The organism is Micromonospora sp. DT41 (assembly GCF_049841715.1).
GTDB lineage: Bacteria > Actinomycetota > Actinomycetes > Mycobacteriales > Micromonosporaceae > Micromonospora > Micromonospora profundi.
The window spans coordinates 104,878-131,794 of record NZ_JBNCKU010000010.1 but is presented as its reverse complement, the minus strand read 5'-3'; the positions used below and the strand labels follow the sequence as shown (position 1 = coordinate 131,794).

Here is a 26,917-nt window from a genome sequence, read left to right as displayed (position 1 = left end):
GTGCTGGGCAGACGTGCGCCTGCATGGAATCATCCCCCGGCCGTGGCGTTGCTGGTAAGGGCGGTCACACGCTTGTGGTGGAAGCGCTCTCAGGTGTGCGATCGTGCCAGGAGATCACCGTCGAGGAAGAGGAACCACCCCCAGTGAGCGCCCCCACCAGCTCGGTTGCCGGCCCGGCCGCCGGCCTGCCGCCGCAGGCCGTCAAGCTCGCCCGAAACGGCGTCGCCGTCACCTTCACCCTGAACGGCCTCGCCGTCGGCAGCTGGTTCTCCCGGGTGCCGGCGGTCCGTGAGGCGTTGGACCTCTCCGCCGGGCGGCTCGGTCTGCTGCTGTTGGCGATGAGCATCGGCGCGCTGCTCGCCATGCCCACCTCCGGGCTGCTCGCCCAGCTCCTCGGCACCGCCCGCACCGTACGGCTGGCCACGGTGCTGGTCGCTGTCGGCCTGACGGTGGCGGGGTTGGGCGCGACCCTGACCGGCTCGTTCGTCGTCGTCGCGGTCGGATTGGTTGCCTTCGGCTACGGATCCGGTGCCTGCGACGTGGCGATGAACGTCGAGGCCGCTGCTGTGGAACGGCGTCTGCGACGCACCATCATGCCCCGCTTCCACGCCGGGTGGAGCCTCGGTTCGGTGGCCGGAGCGGGCCTCGGCGCCCTGGCGGCCCGCCTGGACGTGGCGGTCGGCGCGCACCTCTGCGCGGTGGCAGTGGTGGTGCTGGCCGGCACGGTGCTTGCCACGCGGGCCTACCTGCCGTCGTCGGCCCACACCCCGGAGGGCGGCACGGCGGACGCCACTCCGGCCGGCCGTCGTCGTGCCCAGCTCGCCGCCTGGCGGGAGCCGCGCACCCTGCTGATCGGGCTGTTCGTGCTGGTGGCGGCGTTCACCGAGGGCGCCGCGAACGACTGGCTGGCTGTCGCGTTCGTGGACGGCCGGGACCTGAGCGAGGCAGCCGGAGCGGCGGTCTTCGGCGTCTTCGTCGTCGGCATGACCCTCGGGCGTACGGCGGGCACGATCGCGCTGGACCGCTGGGGCCGGGTGCCGGTGCTGAGTACCACAATCGGGCTCGCCGTCCTCGGCGCGGGCTTGGCGGTGCTGGCCGGCTCGGGGCCGCTGGCGATCGTCGGCGTCGCGCTGTGGGGGCTCGGTGCGTCGCTGGGCTTCCCGGTCGGGATGAGCGCGGCTGCCGACGAGGAAGCCCACGCGCCCGTGCGCGTCAGTGTGGTCGCGGTGATCGGCTACACCGCGTTCCTTGCCGGCCCGCCCCTGCTGGGGCTGCTCGGTGACCACGTCGGCATCCTGCGCGCCCTGCTTGTGGTGCCGGTGCTGCTGCTGCCGACATTGGCGCTGCTGCCGGTGCTGCGCCAGCCACAGTCCGGTTCAGCACACCAAAACTAACCCGGATCGACGCTCGGCGGTATCGGGTGCGTGGCCGACTGCGCCCCGCACCCGTGCTGGCTAACCTCGCCGAATGCCAACCGACGAGATCAGTGCCGCCGCGGCGGGCAGCTGGACGCTGGGCGACCGTACTGTGCACCGGATGGGCTTCGGCTCGATGCGGATCACCGCGAACCCCGGCCGGAACCACGCCATCGCCCTGCTGCGCCGCGCCGTGGAGTTGGGCGTCAACCACATCGACACTGCCGCCTTCTACGTCTCACCCGGCGGCACGCTCCGGGTGGGCACCGGCCCCGCCCGGTACGCCACCGAGCTCATCCGCGCGGCGCTCGCCCCGTACCCGGAGGATCTGGTGATCGTCACCAAGGTCGGCTTCGGGTACGACCCGCAGGCCGGGTTCACCGAGGCGTACACCCCGGCGCAGTTGCGGGCCCAGGTCGAGGAGAACCTGCGGCGGCTCGGCCGCGACCAGCTGGACGTTGTCAACCTGCGCCTCGGCCGGGGCCCGGGGCCGGTGCCGCTTGTCGACCGTTTCGGCGCGCTTGCCGAGCTGCGCACCGCCGGGCTGATCCGGCACCTCGGGCTCTCCAACGTCCGACCCGAGCAGCTGGACGAGGTGGCGGGCATCGCGCCGGTGGTCTGCGTGCAGAACAACTACGGCGTGGACGCCTACCGGGAGCAGGACGCATTCGTGAAGCTCTGCGGTGACCGGGGGATCGCCTACGTGCCGTTCTTCGCGCTTGCCGGCACCGGTCGGGAGGCGGGCGCGAGAGCCGAGCAGGGCGAGGCCGTCGAGGCCGTCGCACGTGCCCACGGCGTCACCCCCCACCAGGTACGTCTGGCCTGGACCCTGCACCAGGGCCCCCACGTGCTGGCCATCCCCGGCACCAGCGACCCGGCCCACCTGGAAACCAACATCGCCGCAGCCGCCCTAACCCTGACCAAAGAAGACCTAACCCTCCTAACCTGACCCCCCGCCCTGCCCCGCCCCCGCCCCCGCCCGCTCTCACCCCGGTGATCATGAGGTTAGCGTCCGTCGGTGCCGGCGTGTCGTGCCGCTAACCTCATGATCACCGGGGCTGAGGGGGGGGGGCTGAGGGGGCTGGGGGAGGGCTTGCGGAGCCAGACTCGTAGGGGTGCCACCGCTGTGAAGCCGGCTTTGAGCGCGGGGGTGAGGTCCGGGCCGGATTCGTAGCCGACGAGCGGCAGCCCGGGCACTGTGGCGAGCACGCCGCGCCAGATCTCGTCGGGTCCGTCGGTGCCGGCGAACAGGTTGGAGACGCCGAGTACGCCATCGCCGCTGACCACCGCGCCGCCGACGACCTCGCCCCGATCGTCGTACCGCGCCAGCACCCGTACCCGGGGGTCGGTAAGCACGGCGGGCCGGAACAGGTCCCCGCCGCCGTGCGCCGCAGCCCACGCGGCCAATCCCTGCGGCGTCGTGACCCGGGTGAGCAGCGGTCCGGCCGGAGGGTCCGTCGGTGGGCGGTGGATCCACTGGGCGTCGAAGAGCACCTCAAAGCCGTGCCCGGCGAGGTCGAGGTCGGCGAAGCTGTCCTTCACCGACGCGCCGGGCCCCGCGTCGATCCGGGCCAGCAGGGCGTCGGCGTCGACGCCGGGGCGCAGCGTGACGGCGTCCGGGTACCAGGTCGGGGAGCGGCGGGGAGTCGACCAGGCGTCGGCGTCGAACCAGCCGGCCACCCCGTGACTGCCGCAGACGACGTCGCACCACTCGGCGTTGTTGCGCGCCGCCGCCTCCCGCACGTCCACGCCCGCAGCCTAGGAGCTTGTGAGGATGACGAGTTGCTGGGTCGCGCGGGTCATGGCGACATAGCGGTCGACAGCCCCTTCGATGCCTTCGCCGAACGTGTCGGGGTCGACGAGCACGACAAGGTCGAATTCGAGCCCCTTGGCCAGTGCCGGGGTCAGCGACCGGACGCGGGGTGTCGCGGTGAATGTGGGATCGCCGATGACGCAGGCGACGCCCTCGTCGTGCGCGGCGAGCCAGGTGTCGAGGACCGAATCCAGATCAACAGCCGATCCGTGTACGACGGGGACGCCGTCGCGTCGGATCGAGGTCGGCACGTTGGCGTCCGGCAGCACGGCCCGGATGACCGGCTCGGCCTCCGCCATGATCTCTGCCGGCGTACGGTAGTTGATGCTCAGCGAGGCCAGGTCGACACGGTCCAGTCCGATCCGTTCGAGTCGTTCCCGCCACGACTCGGTGAACCCGTGCCGGGCCTGGGCGCGGTCCCCGACGATCGTGAAGCTCCGCGACGGGCAGCGCAGCAGCAGCATCTGCCACTCGGCGTCGGTCAGCTCCTGTGCCTCGTCCACGACGATGTGCGCGAACGGGCCGGCGAGCAGGTCCGGCTCGACGGTGGGCAGCGCGGCCTCGTCGACGAGGGCGTCCTGGAGGTCCAGTTGACGCAGGCTCGACAGGACCCCTTCACCGTCGTCGTAGGTGTGGGCCTCGATCAGGTCGTCCACGACAGTGGCCATGCGTTCGCGTTCGACGGCGATTGTGGCGTCGTGCCGGCGCCGGCGTCCGGACGCCTCCCGGTCGCCGAGCCGTTGCCGTGCGGCGTCCAGGAGCGGCAGGTCGGCCACCGTCCACGCTCGGGCGTCGCCGCGCTGGAGCGTGCGGACCTCGTCAGGGCTGAGCCAGGGGGCGCACCTGCGCAGGTAGGCAGGCACCGACCACAGGTCTCCGACGAGGTCGGCGGCGTCGAGCAGCGGCCAGGCGCTGTTGAAGGCCGTCCGCAGGTCCCGGTTGCGTGCCAGCGAGCCGCGAACCAGGCCCTCCGGCTCGTCGCCGTCGTACCTGTCGACGAGGATCGTGAGCAGCGCCTCCCAGATCTCGTCGCGCGCCTCGTTGTGCGGCGTGCCCGGTCCGGCCGCGTCGAACGCCTCGGCCCAGTCGTCGGCGCTCAGCCTGAGGTCGGCGTCGTCGGTCTCGACGGTCATCGCCGTGTTCGGTGGCTCCTCGTAGAACCGGACGGCCGCCTCGATCGCCGTCACCATCTCCACTGACGACTTCAACCGGGCCACATCGGGGTCGGTCTCGACTGTCGCCCCGGCGCCCTCGGGGACGAGGTCGCGCAGGGTGCAGGTCTGTACGTCCTCCTCGCCGAGGCTGGGCAGGACGTCGGCGACGTACGCCAGATAGGGCTGGTGCGGGCCGACGAACAGCACGCCGCCCCGGCGGTGACCGAGGCGCGGGTCGGCGTAGAGGAGGTAGGCGGTGCGGTGCAGCGCGACGACTGTCTTGCCCGTGCCCGGGCCGCCGTCGACGACGAGTGCGCCGCTGGATCCGGCGCGAATGATGGCGTCCTGGTCGGCCTGGATGGTGCTCAGGACGTCCCGCATCCGGCTGGACCGGCTGCTGCCCAGGCTGGCGATGAAGGCGGACTGGTCGTCGAGGGCGACGTGCCCCTGCAACCCGTCGGGACTGAACACCTCGTCCCAGTAGTCGGTGATCCGGCCCAGTGTCCAGCGGTACCGGCGGCGGCTCGCCAGGCCCATCGGGTTGGCGTGGGTCGCCCCGAAGAAGGGCTCGGCGGCGGGGGAGCGCCAGTCGAGGAGCAACTGTCGGCCGTCGCTGTCGGTGAGGCCGCGTCGTCCGACGTACACCGGTTGGAGGTTGTCGGCGCTCACCATGCGTCCGAGGCACAGGTCCAGACCGAAGCGCCGCAGCGTACGCAGCCGGCTTGTCAACCGGCGGACCTCCTGGTCGCGGTCGGAGGCCTGCCGGCCCTTGCCGGCGGGTGCCCTGCGCGCGGTGTCGAGGCGGTCGGACAGGTCGGTGGCCGTCTGCTCCAGGCTGTGCGCGATGGCCGCGAAGTGCTGCTCGTCCGCGCCGATCAGCGTCGGGTCGGCTTTGGCGCGCAGGCGGTCGGGGAGGTCGAACACGCTTGTGGTCGAGGGCTTCACGGCATCAGGCCGCATTCTTGTGGCTCCCATTTCCGCAGGTTAGGGCGTTGGCCGGGCAATTCTGGGGCATCACCCGGGTCTTGCCACAAGGCCCCGCCTGCGATATATGTTGAGAGTGGCAGGGAGTGAGTAGTACCTCCCGCTTCTCGGTCAGGGCATCCGTTCGGCGTACACCAGGTCCATCGTGTCGGTGCGGCCGGCCCAGCGGAGTTCGAGACGCCAGCAACCGGCCCGTGGCGGGTCGATGATCGACGGGCCGGGACCGCCGGCGACCTCCCGGATGACCCTGGTGTCGGTGCCGTCGAGGGTTGCGGTGATCGTCAGCGGCGCCGACAGCGCGTCGGTGGACGTACGGGCAACCCAGAGGATCTTGTTGCTCGACCCGTCCTGCCGGACCTGCGCCAGTGGGTGGCCGAACAGCACTGCCGCGATGTCGCCCTTCGCGCCGAGGACGTGCGGAGCGCGGGCGTCCCCACTGAAACCGGCGTCCGCCCAGTCGGGCAGGGCGCCTGTTTCGACCCGCGAGCCGCAGCCTGTTGCCCCCGGGCCGTCCGGCGTGGCCGACTGGCCTGTCGTGCAGCCCGCCAGCAGGACGACCGACGCCAGCAGAACTCTGCCCCTGGAACCCATCTCGCTCCTTCCCGGCACGCGTCGACGCGCGTCTCACCAGGGCGACACCGGCCGGACGCGGCGGGTTCCGCTAACCGAGCGACTCGGCGATCCCGACCGCCTCGGCTCTGGTGAGATCGCCTTCGAGCCGGTAGCTCACGCCATGGTCCTGCCAGATCAGGGTCGAGGCCGCGAGCCGGGCGGTCGACATCCGAACGGTCCCCGCCCGGTCCACGTAGGCGAGCGTGTGCGGGCCGTCGACCCACACGGCGAAGTCACCGTGGACCTGCGTCCACTCCACGGTCGGGCTGCCGACCCGCTTGTGGAAGGCCACGTCGAGACGACCGTCGAAGGCGTCGACGCGCAGCGCGCCCCCGTCGTAGAGCAGCGTCGCCACCCGGTACCTGCCCGCGCCGTCGGGGTCGGCGACAAGCACCTGCTCGGGTACGCCGAGCTTCGCCGGCAGTCGGATGGGAAAGCGCACCGCCCGTTGCGCCTCGTCCAGGGCTGTGGTCCGCTGCGCCGGCAACGGCGACGGAGTGCCGGTGGGCGCCTCCGGGCCTTGCGACGTGGCGACAGTGACTCCGGCGAAGCGCAGCAACCCGGCGACGGCGTCGGCGATCGCCGCCCGCCCCGGCGGCAGCACCGCCACCAGCACGGCGACGAGCGCCACGGCCACGTACCGGCGCCACCGGCGTCGGTGGGGCACGGCCGACGTGAGCTGTGCGCGTACGCGGGCTGTCAGGTCGGGCGCGTCGGGTGTCTCCAACCAGGCCGAGAGGTCGCGCAGCTCCCTTTCGAGATCACCCATGGCGGACCTCCGCACCGTCGAGCAGGCCGCGCAGCTTCGCCAGTGCCCGCGACGTCCGCGACTTCACAGTGCCCCGGGGCCAGCCAAGCATCGCCACCGTCTCCTCCTCACTGAGGTCGAGGAAGAACCGGCAGACGATCACCTCGCGATCCCGGTCCGGCAGTCGGCGCAGGGCCTGCACAAGCGTGGCGCGGCGCTCCCCGGCCAGGACCGCGTCGACGGCGTCATCCCCGGTGATCTCCGACGCCGGGTACGCCGCCGCGGCCCGCAGGACGAGCCCGTCGCGGCGGGAGCGCGTCCGGTGCAGGTTCCGGGTCTCGTTGGCGACGATCGCCAGCAGCCACGCCCGGAAGGACGACTCGCCCCGGTAGCGGGCAAGGCCGTGGTGGGCCTTCACGAACGCCTCCTGGACGACGTCCTCGGAGTCCGAGCCCGCGCCGAGCAGCACCGCCGTCCGGTACGCGGACGCGGTGTGCCGGGCGACCAGGAGGTCGTACGCCTCAAGGTCACCTGCCCGAGCGCGGGTGACGAGCACGTCGTCGTCCAGGAGGGCCTCCGGTGGGATCACACTCATGACACCGCCCGCGCCGGGGAGGTTCCATCCGCAGCTTGACCAGCTCACTCCCACCCGGCGTGCAGCATATTGCCAGGATTCGGTGGTGCACTGGAGGTCGTCGAGGAGAGGGGTGGGGCATGGGCTGGTTCAGTCGACGCTCCCGGGACGCCGGAGCGACCCCGACGAAGCTGGATCGGGAGGCGACCCGGGAGGACCTCGCGGCGCTGGAGGCGTTCGTCACCAGTCGGCAGGGTGTGGAGTTCTACCTGGAGCCGGAGACCACCGCTACCGACACCACGGTGATGGCTATCGCGCACGACGGCGAGTGGATCCGCCGCCGGACGGGCACGCCCCGCGCGGCGGGCGACATCGCCCGCAAGCACGCGGTGCCGCTGTACGAGGCCGCCCGCACCGGCTACCCGGAGCGGATGCGGGTGTGGAACCGGGCGCACCCGGAACGCCACGCCCGCTGAGGCGCATACGTCAGTGGCCCGGTGGTCGCTCTCCCGACCGCCGGGCCACTGACGCTCATTCGCTGCGGGCTGTCTGCGGCCCGGTGAGGCGTTCCAGCAGCGGCAGGGTGGAGGCGATGATGCCGAGGCACGCCGCCAACCCGACGACGACGATCAGGTAGAAGCCGGGCCCCGGCGCGATGAGCGTGTAGCCCATCTGTGCCCGCAGGAACAGGTGCGCGGCGACCAGGCCCATGCCGATGGCGACCGCAGCGACGGCGAGCATCGGTACGGCGCTCTCCAGCGCCACCACCCGGCGTAGGACCCGCACCGGCGCGCCACTGAGACGCAGCAGGCTGAACGGGCGTCGGCGTTCGCTGAGGCCGCCGATCACGCTGACCGCGAGGCTGCACCCGGCCAGGGCCAGGCTCGCGATGATTGTGACGTTCGCCAGTTGCCCCCAGCCGCGCAGCGTGTCGGCGAACGCCGACTCGAAGTCACCAGGCACGTTCGGCGCCACCCGGAAGGCCGGTAGGGCGGTCTCCAGGACGGTACGCGAACGCTCGACGGCAGCGGCGGAGCCGTCGGTGTTGACGACGATCGACATCACCGGCAGCCGTTGCAGCTCATCGAGTGGCACCGACGCGGCCTTCCAGACCCTTGTGGACGACGCCGTCTCCCGGAAGGGGACGAGCCCCGACGCCACCTCGGCGACGTCCGCGCCGTAGGGGCACCGCCCGTACGCGCTCGGCAGGTCGGCGCACGCGATCAGACCGGACTCGCTGGCGGTACGCATGTCCGGGTTCTCCAGCACCACTGAGGCGTGCCGTACACCGGTGACCGAGCGCAGGTCGGTGAGCAGCGTGGCGGGCATTGTCGGCGCCTTCCCGCCGAAGTCCATCGACATCGTGCCGGCCGCCGTCGAGCCGATCGGCGCCGGCCCGCGGTTGTCGACGATAGTGGTGATCACGCCGACGGCCACTGTCGTGACGAAGAGCGCGAGCATGATGCCGCTGATGGCCCGGAAGCCGGCCTTCGGGTTGTCGGCGAGGCGTCGCGCGGCGATGAGGGTGGCCGGTCGGCTGGCGTACCGGGCCATGAGGCGGGCGCCGAGCATCGTCAACCAGGGGCCGGCCAGGACCAGTCCGGCCATGATGAGCAGCAGACCGGGCAGGAACACCGCCGCCTGACCGTCGGAGGTCGGTGGCCGGTAGCCCAGCGCGAACACCAGCACGCCGACGCCGAGCAGGAGCGGAATCAGCCGGTACGCGCGAGGTGGGCGTGGCGTGACCCGGCGGGTGACGCCCAGCGGCGAGATCCGTACCCGGCGCAGCGAGACCGCCGCCGCCACCGCCGCGCCAGCGGGGACGCCGAGCGCGACGAGCAGGACGTCCAGGATGCCCAGTGACATGTCGCTGGGGAAGAACGGCATACCGGTGAACGGGATGCTCGCCAGCGATCCCCGGAACGCGAAGAACAGCAGGAAGCCGACGGCGGTGCCGGTGACGGCGGCTGTGGTCGCCTCCACGGCGGCGACGACCCCGATCTGCTTCGGTGTCGCGCCGACCAGGCGCATCGCGGCGAAGCGCTGCTCCCGGCGGGCGGCGCTGAGCCGGGTGGCGGTGCCGATGAAGATCAGTACCGGGAACAGCAGCCCACCGGCGACCACGCCCAGGATGAGATTCACAGTGGCCTCGGGTAGCGCGGGCGCGTCACCGACGCTTGTGACCTGCCGGGCCAGCGGCAACTCAGCGACCTTGTCGGGGGTGCCGCCCATGACGACGAGCAGGGCGTCCGGTGAGGCCAATCCGGCCGGGCCGATGGTGCCGAGGTCGCGCCCCGGGTAGCGGTCGGCCAGTTGGTCGGCCGGGTGGGTGGCGAGCAGTTCCCGCAACGCGGGCGAGGCGTAGAACTCCCCGGGCCCGGGGATGGCGGGGATGCCGATCGGGGTGGGCGCGCTCGCCCCGGCGGGGGCGACGTCGATCCGGGTGATCTGCCTGCCGTGGAAGAAGTCGTCCCGGGTCGACCACCACAGCGGGTCGGCGTCGCCGCCGGCCGAGGCGCTGGGATACATCGACGCGTACCTGGTGAGCTGGGAGTTGACGGCGTTGACCCCGGCGAGGGTAGCCAGCAGCAGACCGCTGCCGACGGCGACGGCCGCGGCGATGACGGCCAGGCGGGTGAGCGCCTCACGACCGCCGGCCACGGCGAGGCGGAGCCCGAAGCCGATCACGAGGCGATCCGGTCCGGCGCGTTCACGCGCCCGTCGCGGACCATTACCTCACGGTCGGCGTACGCGGCGATCCTGGGTTCGTGGGTGACCAGGATGACTGTGGTGCCCTGCTCGCGGGCGGCGCTGACCAGCAGGTCCATCACCTGCTCGCCGGTGAGCGAGTCGAGCGCGCCGGTCGGCTCGTCGGCGAAGAGCACCTGCGGTTCGGCGACCAGGCCACGGGCGAGGGCGACGCGCTGCGCCTGCCCACCGGACAACTCGCCGGAGCGGCGCTGCTCCATGCCGTCGAGGCCGAGGCGTTCGAACCAGGCGTACGCCCGGCGGAGTGCCTGTGGCCGACGGACGCCGCTGAGCAGCAGTGGCAGGGCGACGTTCTCCGCAGCGGTGAGCTCCGGCACGAGCTGACCGAACTGGAACACGAAGCCGAAGCGGTCCCGGCGTAGGCTGCTGCGCGCGGCTTCGCTGAGGGTGTCGACCCGGCTGCCGGCGAAGTGGATCTCGCCGGAGTCGGGCACGAGGATGCCGGCCAGGCAGTGCAACAGTGTGGACTTGCCCGAGCCGCTCGGGCCCATGACGGCGACGATCTCGCCCGCGCTCACGCTGAGGGTGGCGCCACGCAGCGCTGGCGTCCGGCCGAAGGAGAGCTTCACGTCGCGTGCTTCGATCACCACGCTCATTGCCGTACCGCCTTTCGCAGGGCGTCCAACCGGGCGTTCGTCATCTCGATCCACCGGAGGTCGGCCTCCAGGTGGTAGAGGCCGTGGTCGGCGAGCAACGCGTCGACCAGACTGCCGGCGCGCTTGACCTCGGTGAGCTCACGCATCCGTTGCAGGTGGGCGCTGCGCTGCATGTCGAGGTATTCGCCGGCGGGCCGGTCCAGCATCAGCGCGAGCACGACCTTGGCGAAGAGGACAGTCTGAAGGTGTGGCTCGGGCTCGACCGGCTGGGTCAGCCACTGCTCGACCTCGGTCGCACCGAGGTCGGTGATGATGTAGCGCTTGCGGTCGGGGCCGGCGCCGGGGGCCACGTCACTGATCACCACCTTGCCGTCCCGGGCCAGGCGGCTGAGGGTGGAGTAGACCTGGCCGAACGGCAGCGGCTTGCCCCTGCCGAAGAAGGCGTCGTAGTCGCGCTTCAGGTCGTAGCCGTGGCTGGGCTCCCGTTCGAGGAGGCCGAGAAGGGTCAGTGGGACGCTCATGGCAGGAGACTACCCCGAGTGTATACCTCGCGTATATACCCTCGGTGTCTTCGGCGGGGTGAGCATCGGTGTCTGCGGTACGGGCTGCGGTCTGTGGTCAGCCGAGCAGGGCGCGGGTCAGCGCGTAGCCGGCGACGGCCGCGGCGAGCCCGGCGGCGACGCTGAGCATCACGTTCGCCAGCGCGAGGAGCCGCTTGCCGGTCTGCGCCAGGCGCAGCGTCTCGTAGCTGAATGTGGAGTAGGTGGTCAGCGCACCGCAGAACCCCGTGCCGAGCAGGGCGCTCACCGCCGGACCGGCAGGCAGGCCGACGAGCAGGCCGAGCAGCAGCGAGCCGGCCACGTTCACCGACAGCGTCCCCCACGGAAACGTCGAGGCGTGCCGCGACTGCACGGTCCGGTCGACGAGGTAGCGCAGCGGGGCCCCGACGGCGGCGCCCAGCGCGATGAGCAGCACGGTCATCGGGCCGCCCGACGCCGCAGCAGCCCCGACGCGGCCGCGTCGCCCACGGCGACCGCCGCAAGCGCCCCGAACACCGTCGCCGCCAGGTACGTCACCGCTGTGCCCGGTGCGCCAGCGACAATCGCCTGCTGGACGTCCACCGCGTAGGTGGAGAAGGTGGTGAAACCGCCGAGCACGCCGACACCGAGAAACGGGCGGGCCAGGGGGTGCCCGCCGCCGAGGTGCCCGAGCGCTGCCATCAGCACGCCGATCAGCAGGCAGCCGGACAGGTTGACAGCGAAAGTCGCCCACGGGAATCCGGTGGGCGGATGCGGGGCGGCGTGTTGCAGACCGGCCCGAGCCAGCGCGCCGAGGACCCCGCCCGCCGCGATCGCGGCGAGCACCGCCAGGGGATGGACGGCCAACTCCCGTCGGTCGGCGGGGACCCGCAGGTCGACGTCCGGATCGGTACGTGGCTCGGGCGGCTCTGGCACGACTGCTCAGCGTACTGCCGCCACGGCGGCGTCCGAGCCGCCGCGCCACACCGTCCCGACCTCGGTGAACCCGGCCTCGGTGAGCGCCTTCAGGTGCCACGACACCGCAGGGTTCCACTCTGGGCTGTGTCCGGTCGGGTAGATGGCGTGCCGCTCGGCGACGAGCGGGGCCAGCGTCGGGTCGGCGCCCGCCCGTGCCCACCAGTCCGGCCAGGACAGCGCCGCGCCGGCGGCGTACCGCGCCTGGCGGCGCTCGCGCGCCCGTCCGGCCATCCGCTTCGTCAGCTCGGGCAGGGCGCCGTCGGGCATGTGGTCGGCGTTGACGAAGATCCCGCCCGGTCGCAGGACGTCGCGGATCTCGCCGTACAGCGTGGCGAGCCGGTCCTCGGGCAGCCAGTGCAGCGCGGTGGCGGTGAGCACCCCGTCGTACTCCTGGTGGGGGAGCGCGGAGCGCCATTCGGGGGTGCCGAGGTCGGCGGTGACGATGGTGGCCCGGCCGGTCAGCGACGCGCCCGCGATGGCGAGCAGCGCCGGGTCCAGGTCCAGCAGTGTCACCTCGGCGTCGGGGAAGCGCGCCAACGCCCGCAGCGAGATGGTGCCGGTGCCGCCGGCCAGGTCGAGCAGGCGTGGTGGCCGGTCGCCGACCACGGCGTCGAGGGCGTCGAGCATGGCGGTGAACCGGTGTTCCCGGTCCGGCATGAACGCCTCCTGCTGGCGGTCCCAGCTCTCCTGCCACGCCACGGAATCCATCATGTAAGGAGTCATGGCGCTGAGGCTAGTTACGCTCACGGCCGCCTGTCCAGACCTTGTTGCACATTATTTGCAACTGCTAGACAATGGCAGGGCGATGATCAGAGGTGCGCCGGGTTTGGCCACCCGGCCAGCCCGGCGCACCTCGCACGGCAGCATCTGGCGGCCTGGCCGGCAAAGGTGGGCCGGGCCGCACGGGCAGATGGCCCCAGCTCCGTTGACATAGGATCAGCGTCCATGCGCGTGCTGGTGGTCTCCGCCCCGCTGGTCGGGCACGTCTTTCCGCTCGTGCCGCTCGCTCTCGCACTACGCCACGCCGGCCATGACGTACTGCTGGCCACCGGTGGCGGTGGGCTGGCGGCCGCCGACGCCGGCCTGCCGGTGCACGACATCGCGCCGGGCTTCGACTTCGGCCGGATCGCGCTGCGGGTCCTGCCCCGTCATCCGCTGATCGCGCGCGCCGAGCTGGCCGGCACCGCCGGCACCCGGGGCGCCGGCCTGCTGTTCGGCGCGCTCAACGACCACCTCACCGACCCGGTGGTCGCGCTGGCCACCCGGTGGCGGCCGGATCTGGTGCTGCACGAGCCGTTCGCGGTCGCCGGAGCGATCGCCGCCGCGCGGCTCGACATTCCGGCCGTACGCCAGGAGAACGCCCTGTTCGACGGCCGGGAACTGGTCCGTGCCACCACCGCCCGGCTCGGCGCCGCCCTGCGCCGGCACGGCCTGACCGAGCTGCCGCCGCCGGCCGCCGCGCTCGCCGTGGCTCCGCCCAGCGTGGCCGCCCAGAGCGGCTGGCCGATGCGCTACGACTCCTATGCCGGCGGCGGCGAGCTGCCGGCGTGGCTGCGCGAGCCGGGTGAGCGGCCCCGGATCCTTGTCACCCGCAGCACCCTCAACGGCCCCGGCGACCGGGGACCGATGCCCGCCGTGGTGGCCGCAGCCGCCGATGTGGACGCCGAGATCGTGCTGGTCCGGCCCGACGCGCGGTCGGCTCGGTCGCTTCCCGGCAACGTGCGGGTGGTCGACTGGATTCCGCTCGACGAGGCGTTGCCGGCGAGCGCGGCGCTGGTCCACCACGGTGGTGCCGGCAGTGCCCTCGGTGCTCTCGCCGCAGGCCTGCCCCAACTGGCCACCGTGGGCGCGGGGGACCGGCGGCACAACGCCGAACTGGTGGCCCGTCGGGGCGCCGGCCTGGCCCTGCGCCCCCGCGACATCACCGCGCCGACGCTTACCCGCCTGCTCACCGACGACGGCCTCCGCATCGCCGCCGGGGAGGTCAGCCGGGAGATCGCCGCGATGCCGCCGCCGTCGGAACTGGTAGCCCGGCTGACGGCGTTGGCCTGACCGCGCTCCCGCGTGGCCACACCGGAATCGTCGTCGCGCTGCGGCAGGATGACCTGATGCGACACGTCGTGCTGTTCCACTCGGTGTACGGGCTGCGACCCGCCGTACGCGCCGCCGCCGACCGGCTGCGCGCCGCCGGGCACCGGGTCGCCACCCCCGACCTGTACGGCGTGCCCGCCACCGACACCGTTGAGGAGGGCTTCGCGCTGCTCGACAAGGTCGGTCACGAGGTGGTGCTCGATCGGGCGCGCGCAGCGCTGCGGGACCTCCCGCCGGAGACCGTGCTCGCCGGGTTCTCGATGGGCGCCGGTGTCGCGGGTGCGCTGCTCGCCGAACGCCCCGCCGCCGCCGGCCTGCTCCTGCTGCACGGCACCGGTGGCGCACCGGAAGCGGTTCGCCCCGGGCTGCCGGTGCAGCTGCACCTCGCCGACCCGGACCCGTACGACACGCCGGACGAGGTCGACGAGTGGCAGCGGGCCATGACCGACGCCGGCGCCGACCTGGCCGTCTTCGGCTATCCCGGCGCGGGGCACCTGTTCACCGACCCGGACCTCGACGAGTACACCCCGGCCGCGGCCGACGCGGCCTGGCCGCGGGTGCTGGCCTTTCTGGCCGCCGACTGAACGATCGCCTGGTAACACCTCCTCCCACAGTGGTGCGGTTGGCGCGCAGCCGGGCTGTCAGGCGGAGGCGGCCAGGCCCTCCAGCGGATGGACCGGCACCACAGCGGGTACGCCGTGCGTGCCACCGGGTGGAGCGCCGACGCCGGCCGAGGCGAGGCGTCCCGCTGACGTCGGCACGGTGGGCGCCGCACGGTTCGCGGCAGGGAGGCGGTCGGCCCGCTGGCGTAACTCGGTGAGCGTGTCGGTGTGCGACGCGGGCATGGTCCGGGCCGGCGGCGTCGCACCGGCCGTCGCGACGGCTCGGAGCCGTCGTACGCTCAGCGGACTGCTGATGTCGCGGCTCGACGCGGCCGACGAGGTGCCCGTCGAGACGGGCATACGGCGAGGCTGCGGTGCCGGGTCGGCCAAGGCGGTGTTGAGACGCACGACCTCGGCGTGCCGCGCGGGCGAGCCGCTTACAGCGTCAGCGCTGACAGCGTCAGCGTGGACGGTGCCAGCGTGGACGGTGCCAGCGTGGACGGTGCCAGCGCTGACGGTGCCAGCGTGGACGGTGCCAGCGCTGACGGTGGTCGGGTGGACGTCGACAGCGCGGCTGTCGGTCTGCCGGGCCACTGGGAGGACGCTGTGCGGGCGCGGAGCGTCGGCGGCCCGGCGGGCGAAGACGGCCCGCAGCGCGCGGGGCAGCCGCTCGGCGGCAACCTGGCGCAGCGCGGGAGCGGTGAAGGCGTATCCGCCAGCGCGGCGGGGGAGCAGCAGCCCGGCGGCGACCAGATCACGCAGCGCCGCTGCCGATCGCCCGGGTGCCCAGTCGAGCGCCCGGTCGATGGCCGCGCCGGAGATCCCGCCGTCGAGGGTCCCGGCCGCCATCAGCACCGCCCGGTGTTCACCGCCGAACCGGTCCAACTCCGCACTGGCGGCCCGGTGCACGGCCTCGGGCAGCCCGCCCACCGTCGGGTCCGTGCCTGTCGTGGCCGCCGCCACGTACGCGGCCGCGTGCCCGGGTCGTCCACCGACCAGCGGCAGCAGCCGGTCGACAAGGGCGACCGGCTGCCCAGCCCGGGCGAGGAGGTGACGCAGCAGCCGACCGGACTGCACGGTGGCCAGCGGCCGGATCGTCACCCGCCGGGCCGGGCCGGGTCGGGTGTCGGCCCACTGCGGCTGGTGCACGGTGAGCACCGCCAGCGGGAGCCCACGCGCCGTCGCGGTGCTGAACAGCGCGTGCAGGAACCGGCTCACCACCGGGGCGGCCCGGTCCACGTCGTCCACGGCGACGACGAGCGGGCCGTCGGCGGCCAGGCGCAGCAGGACGTCCCGGCAGATCGCCGCGCCGTTCAGGGCGTCGGCACCGCTGTCCGGGGCGGCCAGCAGCCGCTGCAACGCGGGTACCGCCGCCGCGACACGGTCCGGTGCGAACAGCGGCGTCAAGGTGTCGGTCAGGCGTTTGCGGACCGTGGCCGGGCCGTCGCCGTGCCGGATCCCGGCCAGGTTGCGGGCCAGCTCCGCGATCGGAGCGAGAACCTGATCGGGGTACGGGGGGCAGCCCACCACGGACCACCGCACGGACACACCGTCCACGGTGGGCAGTGCCCGGGTCAGCTCGTGCAGCAGGCGACTACGGCCGCTACCGGCCGGGCCGACCACTGACACCCAGCGGGGCGAGCGTTCCCGCAGCGCCCGAATCAGCTGCTCGGAGATGGTTGCCAACTCGCGGCGGCGGCCGATCAGCGGCCCGTCGTGCCGGGCGGCGCTGGGACGTATCGGGCCGACGGCATGCCAGACCGGCATCGGCGACACCCGACCGGTGACAGGCACCGATGCCAGTTGGCGTTGGGCGATCAGACCGGCGGTGGCGCGGGCCGTGGTGGCGCAGAGCGCGACGGCGCCTGGCGGCGCGTACTCCTGGAGGCGGGCCGCTGTGGTGATCACCGCGCCGCTGGCGACGCCGTGGCCCCCGCTGACCGCGTCGCCCAGGTCGACCACCACCTCGCCGGTGGCGACGCCCACGCGGACCCGCAGCCTGATGTCGCCGACCGTCGAGTGACGGTCCAGCGCGGCCTGGATCTCCAGCCCCGCGCGCACCGCCCGGTACGCGTCGAAGCCGTCGGAGTTCCGTGCCCCGAACAGTGCCATCACCGCGTCGCCGACGTACTTCTCGACAACGCCCTGCCAGCGGTGCAGGACTCCGGCGACGGTGTCGAAGTACGCGCGTTGCAGGGCGCGGACGTCTTCCGGGTCGAGCCTGTCGACAAGTGCAGTGGAGCCGACGATGTCCACGAACAGCACGGTGACGGTGCGTCGCTCCGCGGGTACCGGCCAATGTGGGTGGTCGGTCCGCGACCTGTCGGCGATGATGGTGATCATGGGTAGCGCACCGGCCCTTCCCTGCTGACGGCTGATGACCCTCCGGAGATTGGCATTCGTGGGCTGACCGGGGATCTGCCGAACGACGTATGTCGGCCACACGCAACCTTTAGTCGCAATCTCGACGCGACGAGTACCACAAGCGGCAGATAGCCGTAGAACGGTCCAGGGGCGTGTGATTAGGCTGCGTGCCATGGCCAGCGATGTGGACACCGCACCGCTCGTGGGCCGGGCCGGGCTGGTGCAGACGGTTCGGTCCGCCCTGCTCGGTGACGTGGCACAGGGGCAGACGGCCGCCGTCTTCCTCACCGGCGAGAGCGGTGTAGGTAAGACCCGCCTCCTCGGCGAGATCGGTGCCCGGTTGCGCGACCAGGGCGCACTTGTGTTGACCGGCGGTTGCCTGGACATCGGCGACGCGTCCCCGCTGCACCCTCTCCTGCAGGCGCTGCGGCGTTTCGACGCCGACCTGCCGGCCTCGCAGGCGCGCACCTCCTCGGCCGTGCGGAGCCTGTTGCAGATGTTCGCCGACGAGACCGGCGGCCCGGACGGCGCGAGCGCCCTGCTGGAGCGGGTGTCGCGCGGGTTGCACCTGATCGCCGAGGGGCGACCGCTGGTGCTGATCCTTGACGACCTCCAGTGGGTCGACCGCAGCACCCGCCAGCTCCTGCTCTACCTGCTCGCCGGCCTCGGTGACCTTCAGCTGTCGGTGCTGGCCGCGGTGCGTGCCGAGTCGTTGCAGGGCGCCCACCCGTTGCGTCGGGTGCTCACCGAGCTGCGCCGGCTGCGCTCGGTGCGGGTGCTCGACCTGGCCCCACTGGATCGCGCCGACACGGAGAAGCTCGCCGCTGCGGTGGTGGGCAGTGCGCTGCCCGGCGAGGCGGCCGATCAGGTGTGGCAGCGCAGCGGCGGCAACCCGTTCGTCGTCGAGGAGTTGGCCCGCGACCTGCGCGACGGGCGCGACGGGCTGTCCGAGACGCTGCGGGAGATCTTCCTCGACCGGGTCGACGCGCTGCCGCAGCACGCGCACGCGGTGGTGCACGCGGTGGCCGCCGGTGTGGAGCCGGTGCAGCACTGGCTGCTTGCCGAGGTGCTGGGGCTGCCGGAGGGGGAGTTGATCGACGCGGCCCGCGCCGCCGTGGCTCACCGGCTGCTGGTCGGCGCCGACGACGGCTACCGGCTGCGACACCGTCTCGTGGCCGAGGTGCTGGCGCACGAGTTGCTGCCTGCCGAACGCTCGGGCATCCACCGGCGCTACGCCGAGGCGCTGACTGCCGCGCCGGGCGAGCTGCACCAGGCCAGGTTGGCGCATCACTGGCGACTGGCCGGCGAGCCGGCCCGTGCCCTGCCGGCTGCGGTGGCCGCGGCCCAGGAGGCCGAGCGGCTGCACGGCTACGCCGAGGCGCACCGGCACTGGTCGGCGGCGTTGCAGCTGGCCGAGGACTCCGGCTCGCCGGCGGCGGACCGGGTCGAGCTGCTCGGCCACGCGGCCGAGGCGGCCCACCACTGCGGGGAGCACGCTCGTGCGTTGGCCCTGCTGGAGGAGCTTGCCGAGTTGCAGGGCGGGGAGCCGACCTGCGCACTGCACATCCAGCGCGCCCGTTACCTGGCGGCGGCGGGACGCTCCGCGCTGGCCGAGGAGGAATACCAGCGGGCGCTCGAGGCGGCGGACTGCTCGCCGCGCGACCGGGCCACCGCCGCGGCACGCCTCGCCGAGCTGCTGCTGCACCTGGGCCGGTACGCCGACGCCGGGCAGCGTGCCCGGGAGGCGCTGGCACTCGCCGCCGACGTGGAGGGCTCCGCCACCGAGGTGGTGCTGGCCAGCTCGGCGCTGGGCTTCAGCGACGCCTGCCTGGAGGACCCAGACGCCGGGTTGGCGGTCATGCGCCAGGCTCTCGAAACCGCCGAGCGCGCCGGCCAGCCGGAGGACGTGGCGTGCGCGTACCTGCACCTCGCAGAGCTGCTGACCGGGCCGCTGAACATCCTCGAAGAGGGGGTGCTGGTGGCCCGGCGGGGCGCCGAGCGGGTGGCCGAGCTGGGTCTGGGCCGTACCTGGGAGACGCGGCTGCTGGCCATCGCCACGAATGGGCTGTTCCGGGTGGGCCAGTGGGCCGAGGCGGAGAAGGTGGTGGCAGCCGCGCTGCGGCACCGGCCGTCCGGGGCGGACGCCGTCGAGCTGCTGCTTGCCCGTTGCCGGCTGTCGGTGGGGTACGGCGACATCGAGGCCGCCGACCGGGATCTCGACGCGGTGGCGACAGTGCTCGCCGGCGGCGGTGCCCGGCACGTCATCCCGCTGCTCACTCTGCGCGCCGGGCTGGCGATGTGGCAGGGCCGGCACGACGTGGCACGCCAGGCGGTCCAGCGTGGCCTGACCGAGAGCCGCTCGGACGACGTGACGATCCTGTCCGCGCTGGTCTGGCACGGCCTGCGCGCCGAGGCCGAGGCGCACGCCAGTCGTACCATGGCGGTGGACCCCACTGCGGTACGTCGTCTGAATGGTGTGGCCGAACGCGTCGCGCGTAAGAGCGCGTCCGCGGCCCCGCCGGTGCGGTCGGTGGTGGACGGCTTCCTGGCGCTGTGCGCCGCCGAGGTGAGCCGCCTGGACGGCAGCGATCCGGAGCTGTGGGCCGCTTCGGCCGCCGAGTGGGACCGCCGCAACCATCCCTACCCGGCGGCGTACTCGCGGCTGCGGCAGGCCGAGGCGCTGCTGGCCCGACGCAGCCGGCTGGCCACCGCGGGCCGGCTGCTGCGCGAGGCGCACCAGATGGCGCAGGGGTTGGGCGCGGTGCCGCTGACCTCGGAGATCCGGGAGTTGGCCGGGCGGGCCCGGGTGCCGCTTCAGGAACGCGACGATTCCGCTGGCCGGGGTGCCGCACCGGCTCAGCCTGTCGACGACGAGTTGGCCGCACTCACCGCGCGCGAGCGGGAGGTGCTCGCCCTGGTCGCCGAGGGTCTGACCAACAAGGAGATCGGGCAGCGTCTGTTCATCAGCGAGCGGACCATCGGCGTGCACGTGTCGCACATCTTCGACAAGCTCCAGGTCCGCACCCGTGTTCAGGCCAGCGCGATCCAGCTGCGCATTGGGCGCGCCTGACCGACGTACGTAGTCCGCGTGGCGCCTGTGCGCGCCGGATACGTCGTTCTACTGATTCCGAGGGTGGGTGCCTGTTGAGAGGCTGAGCCCCGTCGACGGCGCTACGGCCGTCAACAAGCATGGAGGAGAGATGACCGAACCGGTCTGGGGGCCCGTCCACGGGGACATCGTCGACCTGCTCGCCGATCACCCCGCGGACGTGCCAGCGGTGGTCGATCACCTCACCAAACTCCAGGACATGCTGGTGCGGCTGCCGCCGTTGGAGGAGAGCTGCCCGCTGGCGGACTTCAACAAGCTCTACCTGACGATCACGAGCAGCGTGCTCGACGGCCTGTACGACGACCGTTTCATCGACCCGGTGTTCCTGGCGCGGCTGGACGTCGAGTTCGCCGCCCGGTACTTCGACGCGTTGCGGTTGTGGACCGACTCCAGCCCCGGCACCCCGAAGGCGTGGTCGTGTCTCTTCGAGCGGATGCGCGGGCCGGACGCCCGACCGTTGCCGTCGGCGGCGGCGGGGGTGAACGCGCACATCAACTTCGACCTGCCGTTCGCGTTGGTGACCACGTTCGACCACCTGGAGTCGGAGCCGGTCGACGGCAGCGACCAGCACCACGACTACCTCGAGATCAACAACATCTTCGCGGACAAGATCCCCGGTCTGCGTCGCGGCTACCTGGAGCAGTGGCAACTGCTCATCGACATGCTCAACGGCGACATCGACGACTGGTACCAGGGGGAACTGGTCGAGTACACACGCGATGTCGCCTGGCGCAACGCACAGAAGATCTGGCGCTGCCGGCACGATCCGGCCGCCCACGAGAGTGAGCGCAGGCGGTTGGACAAGAACGCCGCCGCGCTCGGCCGGCTGCTGCTCTCGCCCCTGGGGGCGTTTCTGCAATAGCCGGAGACGGGGGGTCCCCGCGCTCTGCCCGGTGGAGGGGCGGCGGAGCGCGGGGACGCGTCCCGCACGTTCCACCCACCCCGCGTGGTCGTCTGATGACCACGTCGGGGAGGTGGCCGGTCGGCTCCGGGGGGTGTCGACCGTCCGCCGCCGTCGGCCGGCCCGGGGGGTGTCGGCCGGCGGTGGGGGAGCGGGCGGGAAATCCCGAGGGTGTCGGCGGGCCGGTACGGGGTACGCCCGCGCCATGACCGTCCTGGCCCGGCGCCGGCCCGCCGCCCGACCTCGGCCCGCCCGACCCCGCCCCGCACGGCCCGGCCCGTTGCGGCCTGGTGATCCGGTACCGCGACCCGCCGCCCGGCCGGGTGCGCGATGACCGGCGTACGGCGACTGCGGTGACCGCTGTCGGCCCACCCGCGAGCCGGTTGCCAAGCGGACCGGACCACCCCTGAGCAGGTCATCCACGTCCCCGGTTCCGCCGCTCGGGTCGTGGGCTACCACCTACCGTCGGATCAGAACCTGCGAGGGTGGGACGGGCGATGGCTGACGAGCACCGGGCGAGACCGCGACGCTGGAGCGGCCGCCGCCACACACCGGCCGGACCGGACCCGTCGCTGCGCGCCGCCCGCGACCCGGCCCGCCCGCACCGGGGCGGCCGTCGCGGTGTCGTGGTGCCCGAGCGGGTCGCCAGCCCGGCCCGGTCGACGCCGCCGACGAGTCCGCTGCGCCGGTGGCTCTTCCAACACCAGGTGCAGCCGCCCGGCCCGGAGACGGCCGAGGGCCAGAACCGTCGGCACGCGTGGTGGCAGGTGATGTGCCTGACCGGGGTGGACTACTTCTCCACCCTGTCGTACCTGCCGGGCATCGCGGCGGTGGCCGCCGGTGCGCTCTCTCCGCTGGCGACCTTGCTGATCGTCGCGCTGACCCTGTTCGGCATGCTGCCGATGTACCGCCGGGTGGCCCAGGAGAGCCCGCACGGGCAGGGCTCGGTGGCGATGCTGGAGCGGTTGCTGCCGTTCTGGCGGGGCAAGATCTTCGTGCTGGTGCTGCTGGGATTCGTGGCCACCTCGTGGATCATCACGATCACCCTGTCGTCGGCCGACGCGACGGTGCACCTGCTGGAGAATCCGTACCTGCCGGACAGCATGCACGACCCCGTGGTCCCGGTCGTTGTCACTGTCGTGCTGCTGCTCATCCTCGGCGGGGTCTTCCTGCTCGGGTTCCGCGAGGCGGTTGTGGTGGCCATTCCGCTGGTGGCGGTGTTCCTGCTGCTCAATGCGGTGATCGTGGTGGTCGCGGTATCGCGGATCGTCGCCGATCCGACAATCGTGTCGAACTGGACCGCGGCGTTGACCGAGGGCGGCGCAGGCCCGGGGGAGGTGCTCGTCACCGCCGTGCTGGCGTTCCCGTTGCTGGTGCTGGGGCTGTCCGGGTTCGAGACCGGGGTCAGCATGATGCCCCTGGTGGCGGCCGACGGGCCGGACCGGCAGGCCCGCCTGGAGGCCCGGATCCGCAACACCCGGCGGCTGCTCACCACCGCCGCGCTGATCATGTCGGTCTACCTGATCTCGACGACGTTCGTGACCACAGCGCTCATCCCGGCCGAGGAGTTCCGCCCAGGTGGCGGCGCGAACGGTCGGGCGCTGGCGTTCCTGGGACACACCTATCTGGGCGAGGCGTTCGGCACTGTCTACGACGTGAGCAGCGTGTTCATCCTGTGGTTCGCGGGCGCCTCCGCGATGGCCGGGCTGATCAACATCGTGCCGCGGTACCTGCCCTCGTACGGCATGGCCCCGGAGTGGGCGCGGGCGGTGCGACCAGTGGTGATCGTCTACACCGTGGTCAGCGTCGCCATCACCATCGCCTTCCGGGCCGACGTGAACGCCCAGGCCGGCGCGTACGCGACAGGCATTCTGGCGATGATGGTCTCCGGCGCGGTGGCGGTGAGCATCTCGGCGGCCCGCCGCCGCCAGCGTGGCGCCGCCGTCGGCTTCAGCGTGCTGAGCCTGGTGCTGCTGTACGCGCTGATCGAGAACGTCTTCGAGAAGCCGGACGGGATCACCATCTCGGCGCTGTTCATCCTCGGCATCATCGCGGTGTCGCTGATCTCCCGGGTCACCCGGACCACCGAGCTGCGCGCCGAACGGATCGATTTCGACGAGCCGGCCCGCCGCTTCATCGCCGAGTCGTTGGCGCACGACGGGCAGCTGCACCTGATCGCGAACAAGCGGCAGACCGGCTCGCTGAAGGAGTACACGATCAAGGAGCGCGGGCAGCGGGGGATCAACCCGGTGCCGGGGGCCGCCGACGTGCTGTTCCTGGAGATCGACGTGGGGGACCCGTCGGAGTTCAGTCAGGTGCTGGAGGTGCGCGGAATCGAGGTGGGCGGGTTCCGGGTGCTGCGGGCCAGCAGTTCGGCCGCGCCGAACGCGATAGCGGCGATCCTGCTGGCGTTGCGCGACGCCACAGGGGTCCGGCCGCACGCGCACTTCGAGTGGTCGGAGGGGAGACCGCTCGCGCACCTGCTGCGGTACCTGATCCTCGGTCGGGGCGACACCCCGCCCGTCGTACGGGAGATCCTCCGACGTACCGAGCCGGATCCGTTACGGCGACCGGGCATCCACGTCGGGGGGTGAGGCGCACACCATCTGATGACATAAAAGATGAATGGCAGCGTTATTCACGTTCACACCTTCCTGTCCATATTGCGGCCCTATCGTGACCTTTGGTGGTCGGCGGCACGTCGAGCACCCCGCGCCCGGATCGGCGCGCGGTCAACGTTGAGCAGCCAGGAAGGCAGGCACCCACGATGTCCACGTACCGAGGAGGAGACCCGGCACGACCCAGACGGCGATCCCGATGGTTCTTAGCCGGCGGCTTCCTGGCCGGGAGCCTGGTGGTGGGGGCGGCCGGCGTGGCGGGCGTCGCCGCGGCTGCCGACCGCAACTTCTCGCTCCCGGGCCTGGCCCAGCTCAGCACGGCGGCCAGCGACGACGACAGACGGCCCGGCGACCGACCGGAGCGGGACCGCGACGACGCCGGGCGGACCCCACGAACCACCCCCGGCACCGGCAAGCGCGGTGTGGTCGAGGTGCCCTGCGACTCCGCGAAGCTGGTGGCGGCCCTGGTGACGGCCAACGCGCAGGGCGGCGGCGAGCTGCGGCTCGCGCCCCGCTGCCGCTACGTCCTCAGCGAGGCGTTCCACGAGACCGACCAGTACGACGGCGGGATCCGCGACGCGCGCGAGGCCGCCGACGCCGCCGAGACCCCCGGTGACGCCGAGGCGCCGCCGCACAACCCGGCCGACGACACCGCCGGCCTGCCGGTGATCTACCAGCCCATCACGGTGGACGGCGTCGGCGCCACCATCGCCCGCGACGCCCAGGCCGCGCCCTTCCGCTTCTTCACCGTCCGCGACGGCGGCGAGCTGACCCTGCGCGACGTCACGCTGCACAACGGTCGCTCCGCCATCGAGGGCGGCAGCGTGCACGTGGTGCACGGCGCGACAGCCGTCGTGGAACGGGTCACCGTCACCCACAGCACGTCGCTGTCGCCCGAGGGCGGCGGTGGCGGCATCTTCAACGACGGCAACATGGTGGTCACCGACTCCACGTTCATCGGCAACAGCGCCTCCGGCGCCGCGGGCAAGGGCGGGGGCCTGCTCAACGGCGGTGTGCTGACGTTGAAGCGTTCCGAGTTCCGTAACAACAGCGCCAACGGCTACGGCGGCGGGCTCGGCAACTACCGGGGCGCGGCCGAGGTGGAGAGCGTCAGCTTCGCGCAGAACAGCGCCGCGCAGGGTGGCGGCATGGCCAGCTTCTCGGCCCGGACCAAGGTCTCCGACACCGAACTGCTGAACAACACAGCGCAGGTCGGTGGCGGCGCCGCCAACTCCGACGCGGTGCTGGTGATGCGCAAGATGACCATCCGCGGCAACACCTCCACCATCAACGGCGGCGGTATCTCCACGGTCAAGGGCCTGCTGCCGCTCGACGACAGCGTGGTCGACGGCAACACCACCCACGGTCTCGGCGCCGGCATCTACGCCGAGAAGTCCAACCTGCTGGTACGCGGCAGCGACGTCACCGGCAACGAGGCTGTCGGCGCGGCGTCGAAGGGCGGCGGCATCTACGCCACAGCGGGCTCGCTGGCGCTCTACACCAGCAAGGTCACGCACAACGCCGCCACGGTGAAGCCGGGCGGCATCTTCGCCCAGCACGCCCAGGTCAAGATCGACGACGAGAGCGTTGTCGTCGAGAACGAGCCGACAAACTGCGACGGCAGCGCGGTGCCGATCGCACGCTGCTTCCGCTGAGCGTCGAACCAGACGACCATCCCGCGAACACCGCCTGCCGCCCGGACGAGCCCTCGCTCGTCCGGGCGGCAGCAAACGGCCCGCGCCCTTCGCAGGGGGTGCGGGCCGGCGGCGCTCGGTGTCCTACTTGGACGGCTCGGGCAGCTTGCAGTCGACCTTGGGGTTGGCGCCGATGTAGTTCAAGGGCCCGGCCACGATGGTGACCAGGATGGTGCCGGCCTCGGCGCAGTTGGTGTCGTCTCCGCTGTAGTAACCCCGCTGGCCCGCGGCGACAGCGCCGATCACCAACCAGATCACGACGAGAACTCCGAGTATCGAGGTGCCGCGCATCGCTGCCTCCTGAAGGAATGTGGTGGATCTGAGGTGCACCGGTTGTACCCAATCGGGTCGCGCGGCTAACGGCGCTCGCCCACGACCCCGGTGGGTCGTCCGTCCGGCCGATACCCGTGGCCCGTCGGTACCGCACCGGCATCGGCCACCCGCACCACGTACCGGCCGGCGGCTATCGGATCGCCGACCGATCCCGCCGCCGCGCGGGCCGCCGGACGTAGAACTGCGTGAGGCCCCGCCGAGGAGGACTCATGGACGCCCGGACACCGCCCCTCTACATCGACCGCCCCGAGGACGTTGCGGTCGCCGCCCGCGCGTTGGCAGGTGGCGCGGTCGTCGCGGTGGCGTTCGCCAACTTCTACGCCATCGTGAGCCGCCCGGACGCCGCCACTGTGCGCCTGGTCAACCTGGCCAAAGGCCGTCCGGTCGACCAGGTCGGCAGCATCACCACAGGCGTCTGCCGGATACCGGCGATGTTCGACTGGTCGCAGATCTCGCCCCGGTTGCCGGCCGGGCGGGTGCTGGCCCTGATGGACGCGCTCTACGGCGCCGGGCCGTTCGGCTTCCGGGGCCCGGCCGCCGACCGGCTGCCCGAGCATCTGACCCAGGTCGACCGTGGCCTGCGCACCACCCAGGTCATCGCGCCGGGGCTGACCTGCCCGTCGAACGCCTTCTTCGAGCGGGCACTAGCCGAGACCGGATCGGATCACCTCTACATCACCTCGGCGAACCGGTCCCACCACCGCACCGGGCTGCCCGACGAGCCGGCGCACTGGAAATCCGGGGCGCTCGCCGCCGACTTCGCCCACCTGGCCGACCTGGTGGTGCTCGTGCACCGCGACGAGGCTGCGGCCCGCGCCGCCTACCCCGGCTATCGCACCACCTCGGTGACCCTGCTCTCCTTCCACGCGCCGGAAGGCGAACTGGAGGAACCTCCGGTGCTCACCGTGGACCGGCACGGCTCGCTGCACCTGGACGACGTACGGCGGGCAGCAGCGCCGCTCGGCCTTCAGGTCCGCCTCGGCGACGCGGCCGGGCAACGGCTGCGGGTCCGGGAGTACGCGGCTGCGCTTGTGTGAGCGGTGA

The 26,917-nt window shown here is 72.5% G+C and carries 23 protein-coding genes; 10 read left to right on the top strand and 13 right to left on the bottom strand.

All coding sequences use genetic code 11. The annotated features are described in order from the left end of the window. Positions 1-143: 143 nt before the first annotated feature. Positions 144-1,394 carry an MFS transporter gene (locus ACLQ23_RS19975; RefSeq protein ID WP_425880915.1) on the top strand — a complete coding sequence of 417 codons (1,251 nt, stop codon included), beginning with the start codon at positions 144-146 and terminating at the stop codon, positions 1,392-1,394. A gap of 73 nt (positions 1,395-1,467) precedes the next feature. Beyond that, positions 1,468-2,364 carry an aldo/keto reductase gene (locus ACLQ23_RS19970; protein ID WP_425880914.1) on the top strand — a complete coding sequence of 299 codons (897 nt, stop codon included), beginning with the start codon at positions 1,468-1,470 and terminating at the stop codon, positions 2,362-2,364. Positions 2,365-2,420: 56 nt separating this feature from the next. Here ACLQ23_RS19970 and ACLQ23_RS19965 read toward each other — a convergent pair whose 3' ends face one another. The 5 genes from ACLQ23_RS19965 to ACLQ23_RS19945 form a co-directional block, all read right to left on the bottom strand. Beyond that, positions 2,421-3,164: a hypothetical protein gene (locus ACLQ23_RS19965; protein WP_425880913.1), complete on the bottom strand. Its 744-nt coding sequence runs from the start codon at positions 3,162-3,164 to the stop codon at positions 2,421-2,423. Between the two features lie 9 nt (positions 3,165-3,173). After that, the gene (gene helR / locus ACLQ23_RS19960; RefSeq protein WP_425880912.1) at positions 3,174-5,342 is read right to left on the bottom strand and encodes an RNA polymerase recycling motor ATPase HelR; all 2,169 of its coding nucleotides are present in this window, start codon (positions 5,340-5,342) and stop codon (positions 3,174-3,176) included. A gap of 135 nt (positions 5,343-5,477) precedes the next feature. Continuing rightward, a complete protein-coding gene (locus tag ACLQ23_RS19955; RefSeq protein WP_425880911.1) occupies positions 5,478-5,957 on the bottom strand; it encodes a hypothetical protein in 480 nt (159 codons plus the stop codon). 70 nt (positions 5,958-6,027) lie between these two features. Then, positions 6,028-6,747, bottom strand: coding sequence for a hypothetical protein (locus ACLQ23_RS19950; protein WP_425880910.1), 720 nt, complete (start codon positions 6,745-6,747; stop codon positions 6,028-6,030). Then, positions 6,740-7,321, bottom strand: coding sequence for an RNA polymerase sigma factor (locus tag ACLQ23_RS19945; RefSeq protein ID WP_355630534.1), 582 nt, complete (start codon positions 7,319-7,321; stop codon positions 6,740-6,742). Before ACLQ23_RS19945 ends, ACLQ23_RS19950 begins: the two co-directional genes overlap by 8 nt. A 119-nt stretch (positions 7,322-7,440) precedes the next feature. On the opposite strand from ACLQ23_RS19945, the gene ACLQ23_RS19940 reads away from it, so the two are divergent. Further along, positions 7,441-7,776: a hypothetical protein gene (locus tag ACLQ23_RS19940; protein WP_167943951.1), complete on the top strand. Its 336-nt coding sequence runs from the start codon at positions 7,441-7,443 to the stop codon at positions 7,774-7,776. 55 nt (positions 7,777-7,831) lie between these two features. Here the strand turns inward: ACLQ23_RS19940 and ACLQ23_RS19935 are convergent, their stop codons facing one another. From ACLQ23_RS19935 to ACLQ23_RS19910, 6 genes are all read right to left on the bottom strand, one after another. Further along, positions 7,832-9,988: an FtsX-like permease family protein gene (locus ACLQ23_RS19935; RefSeq protein ID WP_425880909.1), complete on the bottom strand. Its 2,157-nt coding sequence runs from the start codon at positions 9,986-9,988 to the stop codon at positions 7,832-7,834. Further along, the gene (locus ACLQ23_RS19930) at positions 9,985-10,665 is read right to left on the bottom strand and encodes an ABC transporter ATP-binding protein (protein WP_355589234.1); all 681 of its coding nucleotides are present in this window, start codon (positions 10,663-10,665) and stop codon (positions 9,985-9,987) included. The genes ACLQ23_RS19935 and ACLQ23_RS19930 overlap by 4 nt, the downstream gene beginning before the upstream one ends. After that, positions 10,662-11,186, bottom strand: coding sequence for a PadR family transcriptional regulator (locus tag ACLQ23_RS19925; protein WP_355589235.1), 525 nt, complete (start codon positions 11,184-11,186; stop codon positions 10,662-10,664). The genes ACLQ23_RS19930 and ACLQ23_RS19925 overlap by 4 nt, the downstream gene beginning before the upstream one ends. Positions 11,187-11,283: 97 nt before the next feature. Continuing rightward, positions 11,284-11,646 (bottom strand): fluoride efflux transporter CrcB, encoded by a 363-nt coding sequence (crcB, locus tag ACLQ23_RS19920; protein WP_355589237.1) that lies wholly within the window; start codon positions 11,644-11,646, stop codon positions 11,284-11,286. Further along, positions 11,643-12,119 carry a fluoride efflux transporter FluC gene (locus ACLQ23_RS19915; protein WP_355589239.1) on the bottom strand — a complete coding sequence of 159 codons (477 nt, stop codon included), beginning with the start codon at positions 12,117-12,119 and terminating at the stop codon, positions 11,643-11,645. The genes crcB and ACLQ23_RS19915 overlap by 4 nt, the downstream gene beginning before the upstream one ends. A gap of 6 nt (positions 12,120-12,125) precedes the next feature. After that, the gene (locus ACLQ23_RS19910) at positions 12,126-12,884 is read right to left on the bottom strand and encodes a methyltransferase domain-containing protein (protein WP_425880908.1); all 759 of its coding nucleotides are present in this window, start codon (positions 12,882-12,884) and stop codon (positions 12,126-12,128) included. Positions 12,885-13,106: 222 nt separating this feature from the next. Here ACLQ23_RS19910 and ACLQ23_RS19905 point away from each other — a divergent pair, with 222 nt between their 5' ends. Both ACLQ23_RS19905 and ACLQ23_RS19900 read left to right on the top strand, forming a co-directional pair. After that, on the top strand, positions 13,107-14,213 hold the full coding sequence (locus tag ACLQ23_RS19905) for a nucleotide disphospho-sugar-binding domain-containing protein (protein ID WP_355589243.1): 1,107 nt from the start codon (positions 13,107-13,109) through the stop codon (positions 14,211-14,213). 56 nt (positions 14,214-14,269) lie between these two features. Continuing rightward, positions 14,270-14,836 carry a dienelactone hydrolase family protein gene (locus tag ACLQ23_RS19900; RefSeq protein ID WP_425880907.1) on the top strand — a complete coding sequence of 189 codons (567 nt, stop codon included), beginning with the start codon at positions 14,270-14,272 and terminating at the stop codon, positions 14,834-14,836. Positions 14,837-14,893: 57 nt separating this feature from the next. Here ACLQ23_RS19900 and ACLQ23_RS19895 read toward each other — a convergent pair whose 3' ends face one another. Beyond that, positions 14,894-17,197 carry an AAA family ATPase gene (locus ACLQ23_RS19895; RefSeq protein ID WP_425880906.1) on the bottom strand — a complete coding sequence of 768 codons (2,304 nt, stop codon included), beginning with the start codon at positions 17,195-17,197 and terminating at the stop codon, positions 14,894-14,896. A gap of 193 nt (positions 17,198-17,390) precedes the next feature. Between ACLQ23_RS19895 and ACLQ23_RS19890 the strand changes: the two genes are divergently transcribed. The 4 genes from ACLQ23_RS19890 to ACLQ23_RS19875 all read left to right on the top strand — a co-directional run bounded on the left by ACLQ23_RS19890 (position 17,391) and on the right by ACLQ23_RS19875 (position 25,501). Continuing rightward, positions 17,391-20,288, top strand: a complete 2,898-nt coding sequence (locus ACLQ23_RS19890) for a helix-turn-helix transcriptional regulator (protein WP_355589249.1) — start codon at positions 17,391-17,393, stop codon at positions 20,286-20,288. Between the two features lie 130 nt (positions 20,289-20,418). Further along, complete coding sequence (locus ACLQ23_RS19885; protein WP_053659900.1) at positions 20,419-21,189, top strand: DUF5995 family protein; 771 nt, start codon at positions 20,419-20,421, stop codon at positions 21,187-21,189. 536 nt (positions 21,190-21,725) lie between these two features. Then, positions 21,726-23,822 carry an amino acid transporter gene (locus ACLQ23_RS19880; protein WP_355589251.1) on the top strand — a complete coding sequence of 699 codons (2,097 nt, stop codon included), beginning with the start codon at positions 21,726-21,728 and terminating at the stop codon, positions 23,820-23,822. A gap of 173 nt (positions 23,823-23,995) precedes the next feature. Further along, positions 23,996-25,501: a hypothetical protein gene (locus tag ACLQ23_RS19875; protein ID WP_355589253.1), complete on the top strand. Its 1,506-nt coding sequence runs from the start codon at positions 23,996-23,998 to the stop codon at positions 25,499-25,501. A 123-nt stretch (positions 25,502-25,624) separates the two neighbouring features. Here ACLQ23_RS19875 and ACLQ23_RS19870 read toward each other — a convergent pair whose 3' ends face one another. Continuing rightward, entirely contained in the window at positions 25,625-25,831 is a 207-nt protein-coding gene (locus ACLQ23_RS19870; RefSeq protein ID WP_053660102.1) for a hypothetical protein, read from the bottom strand. A gap of 251 nt (positions 25,832-26,082) precedes the next feature. On the opposite strand from ACLQ23_RS19870, the gene ACLQ23_RS19865 reads away from it, so the two are divergent. After that, on the top strand, positions 26,083-26,910 hold the full coding sequence (locus ACLQ23_RS19865; RefSeq protein ID WP_355589255.1) for a hypothetical protein: 828 nt from the start codon (positions 26,083-26,085) through the stop codon (positions 26,908-26,910). Positions 26,911-26,917 lie beyond the last annotated feature (7 nt).

What these genes read in the sequence shown, in the direction of transcription:
- ACLQ23_RS19970 (WP_425880914.1), top strand. Translation starts at nt 1,468, where the DNA reads ATGCCAACCGACGAGATCAGTGCCGCCGCGGCGGGCAGCTGGACGCTG.
- helR (WP_425880912.1), bottom strand. Translation starts at nt 5,342, where the DNA reads ATGCGGCCTGATGCCGTGAAGCCCTCGACCACAAGCGTGTTCGACCTC.
- ACLQ23_RS19955 (WP_425880911.1), bottom strand. Translation starts at nt 5,957, where the DNA reads ATGGGTTCCAGGGGCAGAGTTCTGCTGGCGTCGGTCGTCCTGCTGGCG.
- ACLQ23_RS19950 (WP_425880910.1), bottom strand. Translation starts at nt 6,747, where the DNA reads ATGGGTGATCTCGAAAGGGAGCTGCGCGACCTCTCGGCCTGGTTGGAG.
- ACLQ23_RS19945 (WP_355630534.1), bottom strand. Translation starts at nt 7,321, where the DNA reads ATGAGTGTGATCCCACCGGAGGCCCTCCTGGACGACGACGTGCTCGTC.
- ACLQ23_RS19940 (WP_167943951.1), top strand. Translation starts at nt 7,441, where the DNA reads ATGGGCTGGTTCAGTCGACGCTCCCGGGACGCCGGAGCGACCCCGACG.
- ACLQ23_RS19930 (WP_355589234.1), bottom strand. Translation starts at nt 10,665, where the DNA reads ATGAGCGTGGTGATCGAAGCACGCGACGTGAAGCTCTCCTTCGGCCGG.
- ACLQ23_RS19925 (WP_355589235.1), bottom strand. Translation starts at nt 11,186, where the DNA reads ATGAGCGTCCCACTGACCCTTCTCGGCCTCCTCGAACGGGAGCCCAGC.
- crcB (WP_355589237.1), bottom strand. Translation starts at nt 11,646, where the DNA reads ATGACCGTGCTGCTCATCGCGCTGGGCGCCGCCGTCGGGGCCCCGCTG.
- ACLQ23_RS19910 (WP_425880908.1), bottom strand. Translation starts at nt 12,884, where the DNA reads ATGACTCCTTACATGATGGATTCCGTGGCGTGGCAGGAGAGCTGGGAC.
- ACLQ23_RS19905 (WP_355589243.1), top strand. Translation starts at nt 13,107, where the DNA reads ATGCGCGTGCTGGTGGTCTCCGCCCCGCTGGTCGGGCACGTCTTTCCG.
- ACLQ23_RS19900 (WP_425880907.1), top strand. Translation starts at nt 14,270, where the DNA reads ATGCGACACGTCGTGCTGTTCCACTCGGTGTACGGGCTGCGACCCGCC.
- ACLQ23_RS19895 (WP_425880906.1), bottom strand. Translation starts at nt 17,197, where the DNA reads ATGATCACCATCATCGCCGACAGGTCGCGGACCGACCACCCACATTGG.
- ACLQ23_RS19890 (WP_355589249.1), top strand. Translation starts at nt 17,391, where the DNA reads ATGGCCAGCGATGTGGACACCGCACCGCTCGTGGGCCGGGCCGGGCTG.
- ACLQ23_RS19885 (WP_053659900.1), top strand. Translation starts at nt 20,419, where the DNA reads ATGACCGAACCGGTCTGGGGGCCCGTCCACGGGGACATCGTCGACCTG.
- ACLQ23_RS19880 (WP_355589251.1), top strand. Translation starts at nt 21,726, where the DNA reads ATGGCTGACGAGCACCGGGCGAGACCGCGACGCTGGAGCGGCCGCCGC.
- ACLQ23_RS19875 (WP_355589253.1), top strand. Translation starts at nt 23,996, where the DNA reads ATGTCCACGTACCGAGGAGGAGACCCGGCACGACCCAGACGGCGATCC.
- ACLQ23_RS19870 (WP_053660102.1), bottom strand. Translation starts at nt 25,831, where the DNA reads ATGCGCGGCACCTCGATACTCGGAGTTCTCGTCGTGATCTGGTTGGTG.
- ACLQ23_RS19865 (WP_355589255.1), top strand. Translation starts at nt 26,083, where the DNA reads ATGGACGCCCGGACACCGCCCCTCTACATCGACCGCCCCGAGGACGTT.